Origin of the sequence: Vibrio sp. 10N.247.310.98, assembly GCF_041467395.1 — a bacterium.
GTDB lineage: Bacteria > Pseudomonadota > Gammaproteobacteria > Enterobacterales > Vibrionaceae > Vibrio > Vibrio crassostreae_C.
On record NZ_JBFSUL010000092.1, the window covers coordinates 1 to 13,762 of the forward strand.

General features: G+C 46.4%; 14 protein-coding genes. 3 read left to right on the forward strand and 11 right to left on the reverse strand.

Features of this window, described 5'->3' with window-relative positions:
• Positions 1-73: 73 nt before the first annotated feature.
• From AB6E78_RS22145 to epmB, 3 genes are all read right to left on the reverse strand, one after another.
• Positions 74-562: an MgtC/SapB family protein gene (locus AB6E78_RS22145; RefSeq protein WP_004733333.1), complete on the reverse strand. Its 489-nt coding sequence runs from the start codon at positions 560-562 to the stop codon at positions 74-76.
• A gap of 105 nt (positions 563-667) precedes the next feature.
• The gene (locus AB6E78_RS22150; protein ID WP_017067163.1) at positions 668-1,213 is read right to left on the reverse strand and encodes a prepilin-type N-terminal cleavage/methylation domain-containing protein; all 546 of its coding nucleotides are present in this window, start codon (positions 1,211-1,213) and stop codon (positions 668-670) included.
• Between the two features lie 13 nt (positions 1,214-1,226).
• Positions 1,227-2,249 carry an EF-P beta-lysylation protein EpmB gene (gene epmB, locus AB6E78_RS22155; protein WP_372112512.1) on the reverse strand — a complete coding sequence of 341 codons (1,023 nt, stop codon included), beginning with the start codon at positions 2,247-2,249 and terminating at the stop codon, positions 1,227-1,229.
• 33 nt (positions 2,250-2,282) lie between these two features.
• On the opposite strand from epmB, the gene efp reads away from it, so the two are divergent.
• A complete protein-coding gene (gene efp, locus AB6E78_RS22160) occupies positions 2,283-2,849 on the forward strand; it encodes an elongation factor P (RefSeq protein WP_372112514.1) in 567 nt (188 codons plus the stop codon).
• Between the two features lie 287 nt (positions 2,850-3,136).
• Here the strand turns inward: efp and frdD are convergent, their stop codons facing one another.
• Genes frdD through frdA form a run of 4 tightly spaced genes read right to left on the reverse strand, consistent with a single transcriptional unit; the run spans position 3,137 to position 6,526 of the window.
• Positions 3,137-3,523, reverse strand: a complete 387-nt coding sequence (frdD, locus tag AB6E78_RS22165; protein WP_065584500.1) for a fumarate reductase subunit FrdD — start codon at positions 3,521-3,523, stop codon at positions 3,137-3,139.
• 12 nt (positions 3,524-3,535) lie between these two features.
• Positions 3,536-3,919 carry a fumarate reductase subunit FrdC gene (gene frdC / locus AB6E78_RS22170; protein WP_017061300.1) on the reverse strand — a complete coding sequence of 128 codons (384 nt, stop codon included), beginning with the start codon at positions 3,917-3,919 and terminating at the stop codon, positions 3,536-3,538.
• Between the two features lies 1 nt (position 3,920).
• The gene (locus AB6E78_RS22175) at positions 3,921-4,685 is read right to left on the reverse strand and encodes a succinate dehydrogenase/fumarate reductase iron-sulfur subunit (RefSeq protein WP_009847917.1); all 765 of its coding nucleotides are present in this window, start codon (positions 4,683-4,685) and stop codon (positions 3,921-3,923) included.
• Complete coding sequence (frdA, locus tag AB6E78_RS22180; protein ID WP_102332660.1) at positions 4,685-6,526, reverse strand: fumarate reductase (quinol) flavoprotein subunit; 1,842 nt, start codon at positions 6,524-6,526, stop codon at positions 4,685-4,687. The genes AB6E78_RS22175 and frdA overlap by 1 nt, the downstream gene beginning before the upstream one ends.
• A gap of 451 nt (positions 6,527-6,977) precedes the next feature.
• Between frdA and epmA the strand changes: the two genes are divergently transcribed.
• Complete coding sequence (gene epmA, locus AB6E78_RS22185) at positions 6,978-7,949, forward strand: elongation factor P--(R)-beta-lysine ligase (protein WP_372112518.1); 972 nt, start codon at positions 6,978-6,980, stop codon at positions 7,947-7,949.
• Between the two features lie 58 nt (positions 7,950-8,007).
• Here the strand turns inward: epmA and AB6E78_RS22190 are convergent, their stop codons facing one another.
• The 4 genes from AB6E78_RS22190 to rsgA form a co-directional block, all read right to left on the reverse strand.
• Positions 8,008-8,895 (reverse strand): DMT family transporter, encoded by an 888-nt coding sequence (locus AB6E78_RS22190; RefSeq protein ID WP_372112520.1) that lies wholly within the window; start codon positions 8,893-8,895, stop codon positions 8,008-8,010.
• Between the two features lie 113 nt (positions 8,896-9,008).
• Positions 9,009-10,424 (reverse strand): DASS family sodium-coupled anion symporter, encoded by a 1,416-nt coding sequence (locus AB6E78_RS22195; protein WP_017061303.1) that lies wholly within the window; start codon positions 10,422-10,424, stop codon positions 9,009-9,011.
• A 308-nt stretch (positions 10,425-10,732) separates the two neighbouring features.
• Positions 10,733-11,653 (reverse strand): archaetidylserine decarboxylase, encoded by a 921-nt coding sequence (gene asd, locus AB6E78_RS22200; RefSeq protein WP_017063172.1) that lies wholly within the window; start codon positions 11,651-11,653, stop codon positions 10,733-10,735.
• 125 nt (positions 11,654-11,778) lie between these two features.
• Positions 11,779-12,834, reverse strand: coding sequence for a small ribosomal subunit biogenesis GTPase RsgA (rsgA, locus tag AB6E78_RS22205; protein WP_017061306.1), 1,056 nt, complete (start codon positions 12,832-12,834; stop codon positions 11,779-11,781).
• Between the two features lie 150 nt (positions 12,835-12,984).
• Here rsgA and orn point away from each other — a divergent pair, with 150 nt between their 5' ends.
• Complete coding sequence (gene orn, locus AB6E78_RS22210) at positions 12,985-13,530, forward strand: oligoribonuclease (protein WP_010434065.1); 546 nt, start codon at positions 12,985-12,987, stop codon at positions 13,528-13,530.
• Positions 13,531-13,762: the final 232 nt, after the last annotated feature.

The following is a 13,762-nucleotide window of genomic DNA, read 5'->3' on the forward strand; positions in this document are numbered from 1 at the left end:
TCTTCTTGAAGATAAAAGCGGCTTTCCCCGGAAAGCCGCGATGAACCTTTTTAATGTCTGTTTCAGGTTGAGGTTACTTCTTCACGCGGCCTTTTCTCATCCACTTCTGATGCACACCACGGCGTAGGCTCTGGAAGCTGTTTTCCACTTTGTCGACACCAAGCAGGATAACCAGCGCCATTAGCGTGATGATGACAGACTGAGAGAGATGCCCTAAGGCAATCATCATCCCTAATGCAGCGAGTACCCAGATAATCGCAGCTGAAGTCACGCCATGAATCTTGCCATCCAATGTCATCATGACCCCTGCACCAAGGAATCCAACCCCCGTAATGATCTGACCAAGCACACGAGCTTGATCGAGCGTGTTGGGGGATAGGCTAATCGCCATAGTGAGGAAGAAGTAGGTACCACTGATGATCAGAATCGACGTTCGGATTCCGACGGGTTTACCGCGTGTTTGCCTTTCGATTCCGATTAAAGAACCACATAACATGCATGCAGCGAGGCCTGCCCAGCTAAAGGGGGCAAGGTTGAGAGTTTGTTCTATAAATTGTGACATATCACCCCTCCTAAAAATTTAGAATAGAGCCGAGTATGCTAATAATAGACCGGACGATCGAACAAAAAATTTTTGTCTTAACGGTTGATAAAGATTACTTAAAACCTAGCAGCCGCTTGTTGTTAAGGTGAAGGCTGGTGTCGTGGTCTCGGTCGCTTCTTGGTACTCAAGGTAGCAGTTATCAGCCTGTTTTTTTCGGCTAGAAGGCGCATAAAGAATAATGCCATCATTCGCATCTGTGTTGGTAAAGAACCAGTCAGCTCGACCCGTATCCCAAACAGCATCTAGAAAGGTTGATTCGATGAGCTGTGACCAAGTTTGATCGTTCATCGCTGCAGGATAGCCATAGACCACTGAGATATTGTCACCCTCAACATTAATCGATGCGCTAGCTGCTTTATCTAAGCCCAATGCTGATGTCTTACCATAAAGCATAGCACTTGCGCCCTCCATTCCGCCTTTAAGGCCGTTTAATGTCGAGATACGAGCATCGGTTTGAAGGTTGAGGAACTTAGAAGCTGCAGTGACCGACACAATACCTAGAATCACGATCACCACGACCAGCTCGATGATGGTGAAACCTCTTGAGCTGAACCTAAGCGCTGGTTGAGATGTGGTTGCTGGTGGAGCAACTGAGGTATTGTGTTTCATTGATACAACTTCTCTATTCAATGTGTAGGTCGAGCGGTGTCTTGCTGCTGCGTCCGCCAATCTCACGGGTTAACTTAGGTACTAGGTAGCCAGAAACCTCAGAGATTAATCCTTTAAAGTGATGCTTCGCCTCTTCATCTGAAGTATAGAAGTGCGCTGCGCCCTGAACCTTATCAAGTACATGCATATAGTAAGGTAAAATACCGGCGTCGAATAGCTTTTCGCTTAATTCTTTCAATGAGTTAGCGCTGTTGTTTACGCCTTTAAGCATCACGCCTTGGTTGAGCAGAGTAGCACCACTTAACTTAAGCTTGTGGAAAGCTTGTTTGAGCTCTAAGTTAATTTCGTTGGCATGGTTAATGTGGCTGACCATCACTACATTAAGGCGAGTTTGAGCTAACAATTGGCACAGTTCATCCGTTACTCGAGCGGGAATCACAACCGGTAATCGGCTATGAATTCGAACTGTTTTCACATGTGGAATTTGTGCGATAGCATGAATTAGCCACTCTAGTTCGCTGTCTTTTGCCATCAGTGGATCACCACCTGACAAGATAACTTCGTTGATCTCTGGGTGAGCAGCCACATAGTTTAGGTTGGTTTGCCAAACAGACTTCGAGCCCTTGTTATCTTGGTAAGGGAAGTGACGACGGAAGCAGTAGCGGCAGTTAATCGCACAACCGCCTTTCACAATCATCAGTGCACGGTTTTTGTATTTATGCAGTAGCCCGGGAATGGCGTTGTCTTGCTCTTCCAAAGGATCGGCGGAATAGCCTTGGTGTACCTCAAACTCTTCGCTTAGCGGTAAAATTTGTCGTAGCAATGGATCGTGTGGGTTGCCTTTTTCCATTCGTTCGACAAAGCTAAGAGGTACCCGAAGTGCAAATAACTCACGAGCAGCGAAGCCTGCTTGCCACGGTGTTGGGTCTATTTCCAATGCCTCAAGCAGTTTTGTCGGGTCAGAGATCGCATTCGATAGTTGTTTGAGCCAGTTTTGCTCAACAGATTCGACTTTTCGGGTTATGATATGCGGCATTGAAATTAACTCAAAGATGTGGAAGAGAAAATCATGGCGTCAGTAAGCACCAATGAATTCAAAGGCGGTTTAAAATTCATGATGGATAACGAGCCTTGCTCAATTATCGAAAATGAATACGTTAAGCCAGGTAAAGGCCAAGCGTTTAACCGTGTTAAACTTCGTAAACTGCTGTCAGGCAAAGTGTTAGAGAAAACATTTAAGTCAGGCGATACAGTAGAACTAGCGGACGTTGTAGACGTTGAACTAGGCTACCTATACAGCGATGGCGAATTCTACCACTTCATGAACAACGAAACATTCGAGCAAATCGCTGCTGATGCAAAAGCAGTAGGCGAGATTTCTAAATGGTTAGTTGAAAACGACGTATGTACTCTAACGTTGTGGAATGATAACCCTATCACAGTAACTCCACCAAACTTTGTTGAGATCGCAGTAACAGAAACCGATCCTGGCCTTAAAGGCGACACACAAGGTACTGGCGGTAAGCCTGCAACTCTAGCAACTGGCGCGGTAGTTCGCGTACCTCTATTCATCGCAATCGGTGAAGTTGTTAAAGTTGATACTCGTACTGGCGAATACGTTGGTCGTGTGAAGTAATTGACTTCAAGTATCTGAAAAAGGTCGCTTAGGCGGCCTTTTTTTGTATCCCAAGATCAGATTCGCGTAAACGAGATGCGGGATGCGAGATACGAAGAGCTGGAAGAGCAGATATGTGTGAACGAGATGCGAGATACGAAAAGCAGGAAGATCAGAGCCGAGTCAGAGAGATAAGATATTCAACAAATAACAAAAAAGCAGAGCTGGATAACCTAGCTCTGCTTTTGTTTTCTGCTCTTAAGCTCTTCGATACTCGTTTACCCGAATCTCGAATCTGCCCTTAACTCTTAAATCATAAAAATGAAGATAATAGACAACGCGCTGATTAGGCCTGCAACGAAGTAGCAACCCACTTTACCCGCAACGCCGACGTGGAACTTAAGGTCGTGCATGCCGTGGTGAAGACGGTGCATTGCATGCCACATTGGCAGTGCTAGCGTACCGATGATGAATAGCGCACCGATAATGCTGGTGGCGAATTCAGACACACGCTCGTAGCTCATTGCGTCCGCATCGATGATGCCCATTGGCACTAAGATACCTAACACTAGAACCGTGATTGGTGTGATCATCGCAAACCAAGTACCGCCAGCGCCAAATAGGCCCCACCAGATTGGCTCATCAGAGCGTTGTGGGTTGTGGTTAACAGGTTTTACTTTGTAATTTGTGTTCATAACGAAAGCTCCTTACACCACAACAAGAACGATTAAAGAAATAAAAGCCACCGCTGCCCACTGGGTCAGTACGATGATTTTTTTATCAACCAATTTGCCTTTAAGACGGATTGGCATCACTTGAGGCATCATGCTGAAGAAGGTTTGAGCGTGCAGCAAGCTGCCTAGCAGTGCCACGATGTTGATACCAACAACGATAGGGTTAGCCATAAAGCTCAACCAACCAGCCCAAGCTTCAGGGCCTTTCACTAGTGCACCCAAACCGAAGGTTAGGAACAGAGTGAATAGAATCAAAGGCAGTACAGTCGCTTCACGTAGCATGTAGAAGCGGTAGAACGGATGGTTGCTCCACCATGTTCTCTTCATCTCACGAACATAAGGCTTACGATTGCTCATATTATGCCTCCTCTGCTGTTTTTACTTGCGATCCGTCTGGCTTGAACATCGAAATAACGAAGTCCATTGAAGACTCAACTTTACCTTGGTTTACTGCAGCCGCTGGGTCTACTTTCTTCGGACATACGTCAGAACAGTAACCTACAAACGTACAGCCCCAAGCGCCATTGTCGCCATTGATAAGCTTCATACGTTCGGCTTTACCATTGTCACGGCTATCTAGGTTGTAGCGGTGAGCAAGAGCAAGTGCCGCAGGGCCGATGAACTCAGGGTTTAGACCAAACTGAGGACATGCTGCGTAACACAAACCACAGTTGATGCAGCCAGCGAACTGCTTGTATTTCGCCATTTGCTCTGGAGTTTGGATGTTCGTGCCGTCTTCTGGCTTACGGTCGTTACCAATGATGTAAGGCTTGATCGCTTCAAGGCGCTCGATGAACGGCGTCATGTCGACAATCAAATCTTTTTCGATTGGGAAGTTAGCTAAAGGCTCAATCTTGAAGCCATTCGGGTAGTCACGTAAGAAGCTCTTACACGCCAGTTTTGGCACGCCATCAACCATGATGCCGCAAGAACCACAAATCGCCATACGACAAGACCAACGGTAAGACAGGTCTTTATCTAGGTTGTCTTTGATGTAACCGATCGCATCAAGTACTGACATGGTTTCATCAAACGGAACTTCAAAGGTTTGAAAGTGAGGTTCTGCATCGTGCTCAGGGTCATAACGCAGGATTTCAATTTTTTGGATTCGATTCGCTGACATTATGCTTGCTCCTCTTCGCTCTTCTTAGCATTCTCTTCTGCTGCTTTTTCAGCGGCAGCGGCTTTCTCTGCAGCTTCACCGTACAGACGAGCTTTAGGTTGAGATTTAGTAATCTTAACGCCGCTGTAGTCGATGGTTGGTGCTGCATCTTCGTTGTAGAAAGATAGAGAGTGTTTCAGGAAGTTTACGTCATCACGTTCTGTGCAGTTGTCGTCTAGACGTTGGTGTGCACCGCGAGACTCTTTACGAAGGATCGCTGAGTGAACCATCGCTTCTGCAACTTCAAGACCGTAACCCACTTCGATAGCGTAAAGTAGGTCAGTGTTGAATACTTTGCCTTTGTCTTTAATGCTGATCTTCTTGTAGCGAGCTTTCAGTTCAGTGAGTTTGTCGATGGTCTTTTGCATCAAGTCTTCTTGACGGTAGATACCACAACCCGCTTCCATGGTGTGACCCATTTCAGTACGGATATCAGCCCAGTTCTCGTCGCCTTCTTGAGCCAAGATGCCTGCGATGCGATCTTCAACCGCTTTCACTTGCTTAGCGATAGACTCTTCGTTCCAGCCTTTGAATTCAGCAGCGCGTTTCACCGCTTCTTCACCAGCAACGCGGCCAAATACTACGAACTCAGCCAGTGAGTTAGAACCTAGGCGGTTTGCACCGTGTAGGCCAACTGAAGCACATTCACCAACGGCGAATAGGCCTTTAATACGAGTTTCACAGGTACCGTTAGTTTCAATACCACCCATGGTGTAGTGAACGGTTGGACGAATTGGGATCGGCTCTTTTGCTGGGTCTACGTTTACGTACGCTTTTGCAAGCTCACAGATGAACGGTAGACGCTCTTGCAGGTACTCTTCACCAAGGTGGCGAAGGTCAAGGTGCACGACATCACCAAGTGGGTGCTTGATGGTGTTGCCTTTCTGCTGTTCGTGCCAGAATGCTTGAGAAACTTTGTCACGTGGACCCAGTTCCATGTATTTGTTTTTCGGCTCGCCCACTGGAGTTTCAGGGCCCATGCCGTAATCTTGCAGGTAACGGTAGCCGTTCTTGTTGACGATGATACCGCCTTCACCACGACAACCTTCGGTCATCAAGATGCCAGTGCCCGGTAGGCCTGTTGGGTGGTATTGAACGAACTCCATATCACGCAGTGGTACACCGTGGCGATAAGCCATTGCCATACCGTCGCCAGTTACGATGCCGCCGTTGGTATTACAGTGGTAAACACGACCTGCGCCGCCGGTTGCTAGAACAACAGATTTTGCTTTGATGGTAACAAGCTCACCTTCAGACATGTGAATCGCGATTAGGCCTTGTACTTCGCCATCTTCAACGCCGCTCTGGTTTTCTACGAGAAGGTCCACCACAAAGTACTCATCAAATCGTTTGATTGTGTCGTACTTCATCGAAGTCTGGAACAGAGTATGAAGCATGTGGAAGCCGGTTTTATCCGCTGCGAACCACGTTCTCTCTACCTTCATACCGCCGAATCGGCGTACGTTTACTTCACCGTTTTCTTTACGACTCCATGGGCAGCCCCATTGTTCCATTTGGATCATTTCGCGAGTCGAGTTTTCAACAAAGTATTCAACAACATCCTGTTCACATAGCCAGTCGCCACCGCCAACAGTATCGTTGAAGTGGTTATCTAGGCTATCTTCGTCTTTAATTACCGCTGCTGAACCGCCTTCTGCCGCTACCGTGTGCGAACGCATTGGGTAAACTTTAGAAATCAGTGCTACTTCCAGTTCAGGATTAGCTTCAGCCGCAGCAATAGCTGTACGAAGACCAGCGCCGCCTGCGCCGATGACTGCGATATCTGTGGTAATTGTCTTCACAGTTATTCTCCAGTGTGATGCGGAGTATTCCGCTTGTTATTATAAAAAGCCTATTTAGGAGGTTCTAAATTGTAGGAACCATTTAGCACCCCTAAGCCTTAAGTGGTAGGTTCAGTGTAAGAGAGGAAGGTATTCGAAAAGTTGATGCATTTGGGTTTTTAGGTCGGTAATGCATATGGAGGCATAGAAATTATAGGTTATGTGACTGCAATCACGGCAATGAATCGTTGATAACGATTAACCCACAGGACGGGTGTTAACGGCTTGTTGAGTATGATTTTTGTTATCAATGTTGATGTGAAATCTGTATTGATAATTGTATTGTAGAACGTAATTTTCTGGCTTCATTAAAACAACATTTTGCTTTCACGAATAGAAAGATAGAAGCTTACAAAAGCGATGAAAGGTGGTAATTTTCGTCGCCTAGAATTCAGTAATATGGAACTCAATAATGCACTCTACATGGCAACCGGCCGCAACCATTAAACAGTTAAAGCAACGTGCTGATATCCTTAATCAAATTCGTCAGTTCTTTGCTGAGCGAAACGTGATGGAAGTGGATACGCCTGCGATGAGCCACGCCACGGTGACGGACGTGCATTTGCATACTTTCAAAACTGAATTCGTAGGGCCGGGTTATGCGCACGGTCAGCCTCTGTTCTTTATGACTAGCCCTGAGTTTCATATGAAACGTCTATTAGCGGCGGGCAGTGGCTGTATTTACCAAATTTGTAAGTCTTTCCGTAACGAAGAAAATGGCCGTTACCACAACCCTGAGTTCACCATGTTGGAGTGGTATCGCGTTGGCTTTGATCATCATGACCTGATGGATGAAATGGATTTGCTGTTACAGCAGGTACTTAAATCGGGCTCAGCAGAGCGAATGACTTACCAACAAGCCTTTATTGACGTGTTAGGTGTGTGTCCACTGGAAGATTCGATGGATACGCTAAAGCAAGCTGCGGCGAAACTTGGGCTCAGCGACATTGCAGAACCAGAAGAAGACCGCGACACCTTGCTGCAGCTGCTGTTTAGTATTGGGGTTGAAGCTAAGATAGGGCAACAAGTGCCTGCGTTTGTTTATGACTTCCCAGCATCACAAGCGGCGTTAGCCAAGATTAACCCGAATGATCCACGAGTGGCGGATCGCTTTGAGGTGTATTTCAAAGGGATTGAATTGGCAAACGGCTTCCATGAGCTGGATAAACCACAAGAGCAGCTCAAGCGCTTTGAAGATGACAATGCCAAACGCATTGAGATGGGCTTATCGCCTCAACCGATTGACCATCATTTGATTGAGGCGTTAAAAGCGGGCTTACCAGACTGTGCGGGTGTTGCGTTAGGTATCGACCGTCTGATCATGCTGGCGTTAGGTTATGACCACATCGATGACGTGACCGCTTTTCCGTTCCCGCGCTCTTAGCTCTCTGTTCAGTTAGTCTTACTTACTGTTTGACTAACTGACTTGAATCCCAGTACCACTATCTTACTAGAATACCTGTACCCAATACGGCAACAATAGCCCCGATCCAAGCGTAGGCGTTCGGTCTCTGCTTGGTGTACAGCCAGAGTATCGGTAACAACATGATTGGCGTGGTTGAAGATAACAGAGCGACCATGCCGACATTACCTTCCTGCAGCGCATACAAAATCAGCGTCATTCCCACCGCCATCGCTAAAAACCCGTTAACTGCGGTAATCGCAAATATTTGACCATTCATTGGGTTGATTGCGCGTGAGAGCTTGGCGCCCGTTAAGCGAAATACGGAATGGGCAACAAAAGCGGTGATCATACGAATCGCTGAAGCGGCAACAGGGTCTATGCTGGTTTGCATCACGGGTTTTGCAATAATACCGCCCAAGGCTTGGCAAATAGCGGCAGTGATTCCGAGAGCTACACCAATCCACACGGTGCCCTTGATGGTTTCGAGTTGGTTGTTGGCTTGTCCTCGACGACCAAAGAATATCGCGGTTAAAACGCCGCTAAACACCAAAGCCGAGCCAATCAGCTCCACCGAAGTCATGCTTTCGCTAAATAGGAAGTAACCAAGAATTGCCGAGAACACGGCGTGACAAGAGAACAGCAAACCTGCTTGGCGCGGTCCCATTCTGTTCAAACAAGCAAATAGGGCGGTATCACCAATGAAGATGCCAATTAGCCCAGACAGCATCATCGGCGTGACTAGGTCTGCTTCGACCGTTGACCAGCCACCAGTAAACCAAGCCATGCTCGATAAGATGATAGCAGTGCAACCCATGCGCCAACGGCTATAGGCGAAAGAACCTAAGTGTTGAGCAGGCTTTACTGACATCAGGCTCGCGATGGCCCAAAGAAAAGCGGCAGCAAGAGCCAACCATTCGAATCCCATTGAAGTGTACGTCCGTGTCAAAATGTAGAAGTGGGGGATTCAATATGCACTAAACCTTCCAGATAGCAAAGACGTGATTACTATCTGGAAGGGCATTAGTAGGGATTAACGTGCTAGGTGATGATAAACAGGGCGAGGTAAACCATCAGCAAGCCCACAATACCTAAGATGATGCCCATCTTCGCCATGTCTTTGCTTTCGATAAGCCCGGTCGAGTAGGCCAGTGAGTTTGGTGGTGTCGATACTGGCAGAATCATGCCAAGTGACGCAGAGAAGGCGACCACAACCAGCAAGCCCTGTAGACCACCAATCGCAACTAGGCTTTCCATGGAAGCACCAATTGCAGCGGCTATCGGCATCAGCAAGTTGGCCGTCGCAGTGTTTGACATGAAGTTCGCCATTAACCAACACACAATAGATAATGTCAGTACCACAGCTGCAGGTGACAGCGATTCATAGTCAATTGCGTGTGCGAGTGCAGCGGCTAAGCCTGTTTTATCTAAGCCAATACCAATCGCAATACCACCTGCGACCAGCCACAACACATCCCAGTTAATCAGCTTGAGCTCTTCTTTACCCATGATGCCAGTGAGCGTAAACACAGCCAGTGGAATGATAGACACGACATAGGTGTTCATGCCGTGCAGTTTGGTGGTCATCCACAATAAGATTGTCGCAGCGAAGGTGATGTAAACCACAATCGCTCGCCAGCTCTTTCTAAATTGTCCATCGAGCTTGAGCACCATGTTTCTTTCTTTAGAAGGGAAGAGTTTTTGTAGAAGAAACCAAGCGATGGTGAGTTGGATGATCACAAAGGGTAAGCCCATCATCATCCAGCTGAGGAAGTCGATGGTATTTTCACCCGTTAGGTATTGCAGCGCGATGGCATTGGGCGGTGTACCGATTGGGGTTGCGATACCGCCAGTATTGGCAGCAATTGGAATACACAACACGAGCGCTTTGATACCCATATCGCCTTTTGGTGCAGATGCCACGATAGGGCCGAGCAGCGCAAGCATCATTACCGTCGTTGCGGTATTTGACATGAACATTGAGAACACGGCGGTGATCAGCATTAAGCCGAGCATAATGAAGCGCGGTTCTGTACCAAATGGTTTAAGTAGCACTCGAGCTAGGTTGTTATCGAGTTCGTACTTGGATGCGGATATCGCAAGAGCAAAGCCACCCATGAAAAGGATGATGATTGGTGATGAAAATGCACCGAAGATGTCGGTATATTTGATTAACTCACCGAGATCGTGCCCCGCTGGTGGATTTCTAAACAGGTGTAAACCTTTGTCAGATATCATCACCAGTTCAAGCGCAATGATCAAAATGGAAGTGGCGAATACCGGAACAGGTTCAAGCACCCACAGCAGGGCTGCTAATAAGAATATCGCCAACAGGCGGTGTTGAATCAGCGTGAGATCATCGATTGGTATTGAATCTATCGGCATGAATAACACGCCTAAGGGAATCGCAAAACAAATCAACAGCTTGACCAGAACGCCAACATTGAGTTTAGGCATGTACAAAGACCCTATAAATAAAATATCTTCAAATAGAGTAAGTTATCTGGATTTCTGGTACTTGGAGACGGGTTGGAAAATCAAAAAGTTGTTTAAGGTTTCGACAGTTGTTTTGTTTTTGGTCAATCTTTTATCTGGGCAATTAGAGACAAGAGTGAGAAGCAGCAGGTGGCTGGGCAGGGTTTGAAAGATTGAGTTGTTAGAGCTTGAGTAGCAAATGAATCGGTAGAGTTAAGAAAAAGGCGCGTTCTTCTCTGAAATAGAAAAAGTAACGCGCCTTGAAAGCTTAAATGAGTTAACTCAAATTGTTAAGCTTGGTCAGTGTTCTCAGCAGAATCGGTAACAACATCGTCATTTGCTTGCGCTTCTTTGCCAGCAATGTGCGCGAAAGGTGTACCAAGAACCGTTTTCTCGCCATTTTGCATAGTGTCGTCAAACTTGATCGCATCTTTAGCGAACAGGTTGATAACGGTTGAACCAAGCTTAAAGCGGCCCATCTCTTCGCCTTTCTTCAAGATGATTGCTTTGTCACCTTGTGCAGGGTAATCCCATTTGTAAACCGAGTTACCACGAGGTGGGGTGATGGTACCTGCCCATACTTGCTCGATGCTACCTACGATCGTTGCGCCAACCAGCACTTGTGCCATTGGGCCAAATTCCGTATCGAAGATACAAACGACACGCTCATTACGTGCGAATAGGTTTGGAACGTTTTCTGCCGTTAACGGGTTAACTGAGAAAAGGTCACCTGGAACGTAGATCATCTGGCGCAGTGTGCCGTCGCATGGCATGTGCACGCGGTGGTAATCACTTGGAGACAGGTAAAGCGTTGCGAATTCACCGTCTTTAAATTCATCCGCTAGCGCAGCATCACCACCCAATAGCTCGCGAGCTGAGTAGTTATGGCCTTTCGCTTGAATCAGTTGACCGTCAGTAATTGGGCCAAATTGGCTCACACGTGCATCTGCAGGGTGAACAATAACAGATTCACCTTCGGCGATAGGGCGCATGCCTTCTTTCAATTCACGCACGAAGAATTCATTGAATGTTTTAAAGTGTTTTGGATCGCTATGCAGAGCTTCATCCATGTTCACTTTGTATTGCTTGATGAACCAGTTGATGATCGCTGTCGTTAAGCCGCCCGCTTTAGCAGACGCAAGTTTGCCGACTAGGCGAGTTAATCCATGTTGTGGAATCCAGTACTGCAATCCAACTTTAATCTTATCCATTGTATTAATTTTCCAATGCTAATTGTTTTTCAATTAAATCTGTCGATGACGGTTTAGGGCGCGAGATGTTACTTAAATTCGCGCCAATTGTCAGTAAATGCACACATTTGTTCACAAAAACGCGATTAGAGATCGGCTTTTTTGTTGCGTGAATACTGACGGTTATCTTTGTTACTCGCCATGCTTTCAATGATGCGGTGGTAGTTGTCGAAACGTAATCGACTGATCTTTCCGTTTTCTACCGCTTCGCGCAGGATGCAGCCTGGGTCATCAATGTGTTTACAGTCACGGAACTTACAACCGCCAAGGTAAGGCTTGAACTCGATAAAGGCTTCAGTGATTTCGTCGGCCTCTAGGTGCCATAGGCCGAATTCACGCACTCCTGGTGAATCAATCAGATCACCACCAGAAGGGAAGTGGTATAAACGAGCTGCCGTGGTTGTGTGCTGACCAAGACCTGAGTTCTCAGAGACTTCGCCTTCTTCAATGTCTAGCGTAGGCATTAATGCATTCACTAGGCTTGATTTACCCACACCCGATTGACCAACAAAGATGTTGATACGGTCTTTGAGTTCAGCTTCCAGCTCTTTGATGCCGTAGCCAGACTCTTTACTCACGAACATCACTTTATAGCCGATCTTCTCGTACTCTTTAAGTGTTTCACGGTATTCAGCAATCTGCTCATCAGTCAGTAGATCGACCTTGTTCAGTACAACAAGCGGCGCGATGTTTACCGTTTCTGAAGCAATTAGGTAACGGTCGATAATATTAAGTGATAGCTCTGGTAGCACAGCCGATACGATAACCATTTGGTCGACGTTCGCAGCTACTGGCTTTAGGCCATCGTAGTAATCAGGGCGAGTCAGCATTGAAGTTCTCGGCTCAACCGCTTCCACAACGCCAGAAATACCGGCCATTGATTCTAAGCCTGCGCGCCAAGTCACTCGGTCACCAGAAACTAAAGTCTCGATACTACGGCGTAAGTTACAACGATGAACTTCGTTAGTTTCAAGATCTTCGATATCAGCATGTTGGCCAAAGCGCGTAATCACGAGTCCGCTTTTGGTTCCGCCAAGCATGTTCTCATCCCATTGGATAGAATCTTCTTTCTTGAGTCGCTTGTTCTGGTTGCTACGTACACGACGTACTTGACCTTTGGTTAACTTCTTTTTTTTAGCCACAATTTTTCACTTAACACATCTAACTTGATGATTGGGGACTCAAACAGGATGTTGCTGGTACCACGTGATTTCGATGGTCCTAAAGCTAGTTTGAGTATAGTTATTTGGGTATAGTACCTCTTTTACACATAAACAAATAGGCGACGCCTTATGTCCTTTAGCGATCAGAACCTTATTTGGGTTGATCTAGAGATGACAGGACTTGATCCTGAAACTCATAAAATCATTGAAATTGCTACTATCGTTACTGATAGTGAGCTTAACATCCTGGCTGAAGGACCTGTTTTGGCTATTCACCAACCTCAGAGTGAATTGGACAAGATGGACGAGTGGTGTACAACGACTCACACTGGCAGCGGCCTCGTGAAGCGAATTCAAGAAAGCACGGTTTCAGAGCAAGATGCCATCCAACAAACCATTGAGTTTCTTGAAAAATGGGTACCAAAAGGTAAGTCACCAATTTGTGGCAACAGCATTGGTCAAGACCGTCGTTTCCTATACAAGCACATGCCAGAGTTAGAAGAGTACTTCCACTACCGCTATGTTGACGTAAGCACTCTGAAAGAGCTGACTCGTCGTTGGAAACCTGAAGTGTTAGATGGTTTTTCTAAGTCGGGAAGTCACCTTGCGTTAGACGATATTCGAGAGTCGATCGCCGAGCTGCAGTACTACCGAAAAACGATTATTAACATCTAGTCGAATAAAATGATCACGTTTATCTAACTTTTCAGGGACATAAGAGCCGTTTTTTTTGCAAATCTGTGTGCTTTTACAGCAGTTGAGTAAAAAGTTTCGTAATTTTGCATTAAGGACTTGCATCACAAAAAAATGCTCTTATAATTCGCAGCCCTGAACGGAGAAAGACGTTTTCAGATTGCGATACTAGCTCAGTTGGTAGAGCGCAACCTTGCCAAGGTTGAGGTCATCG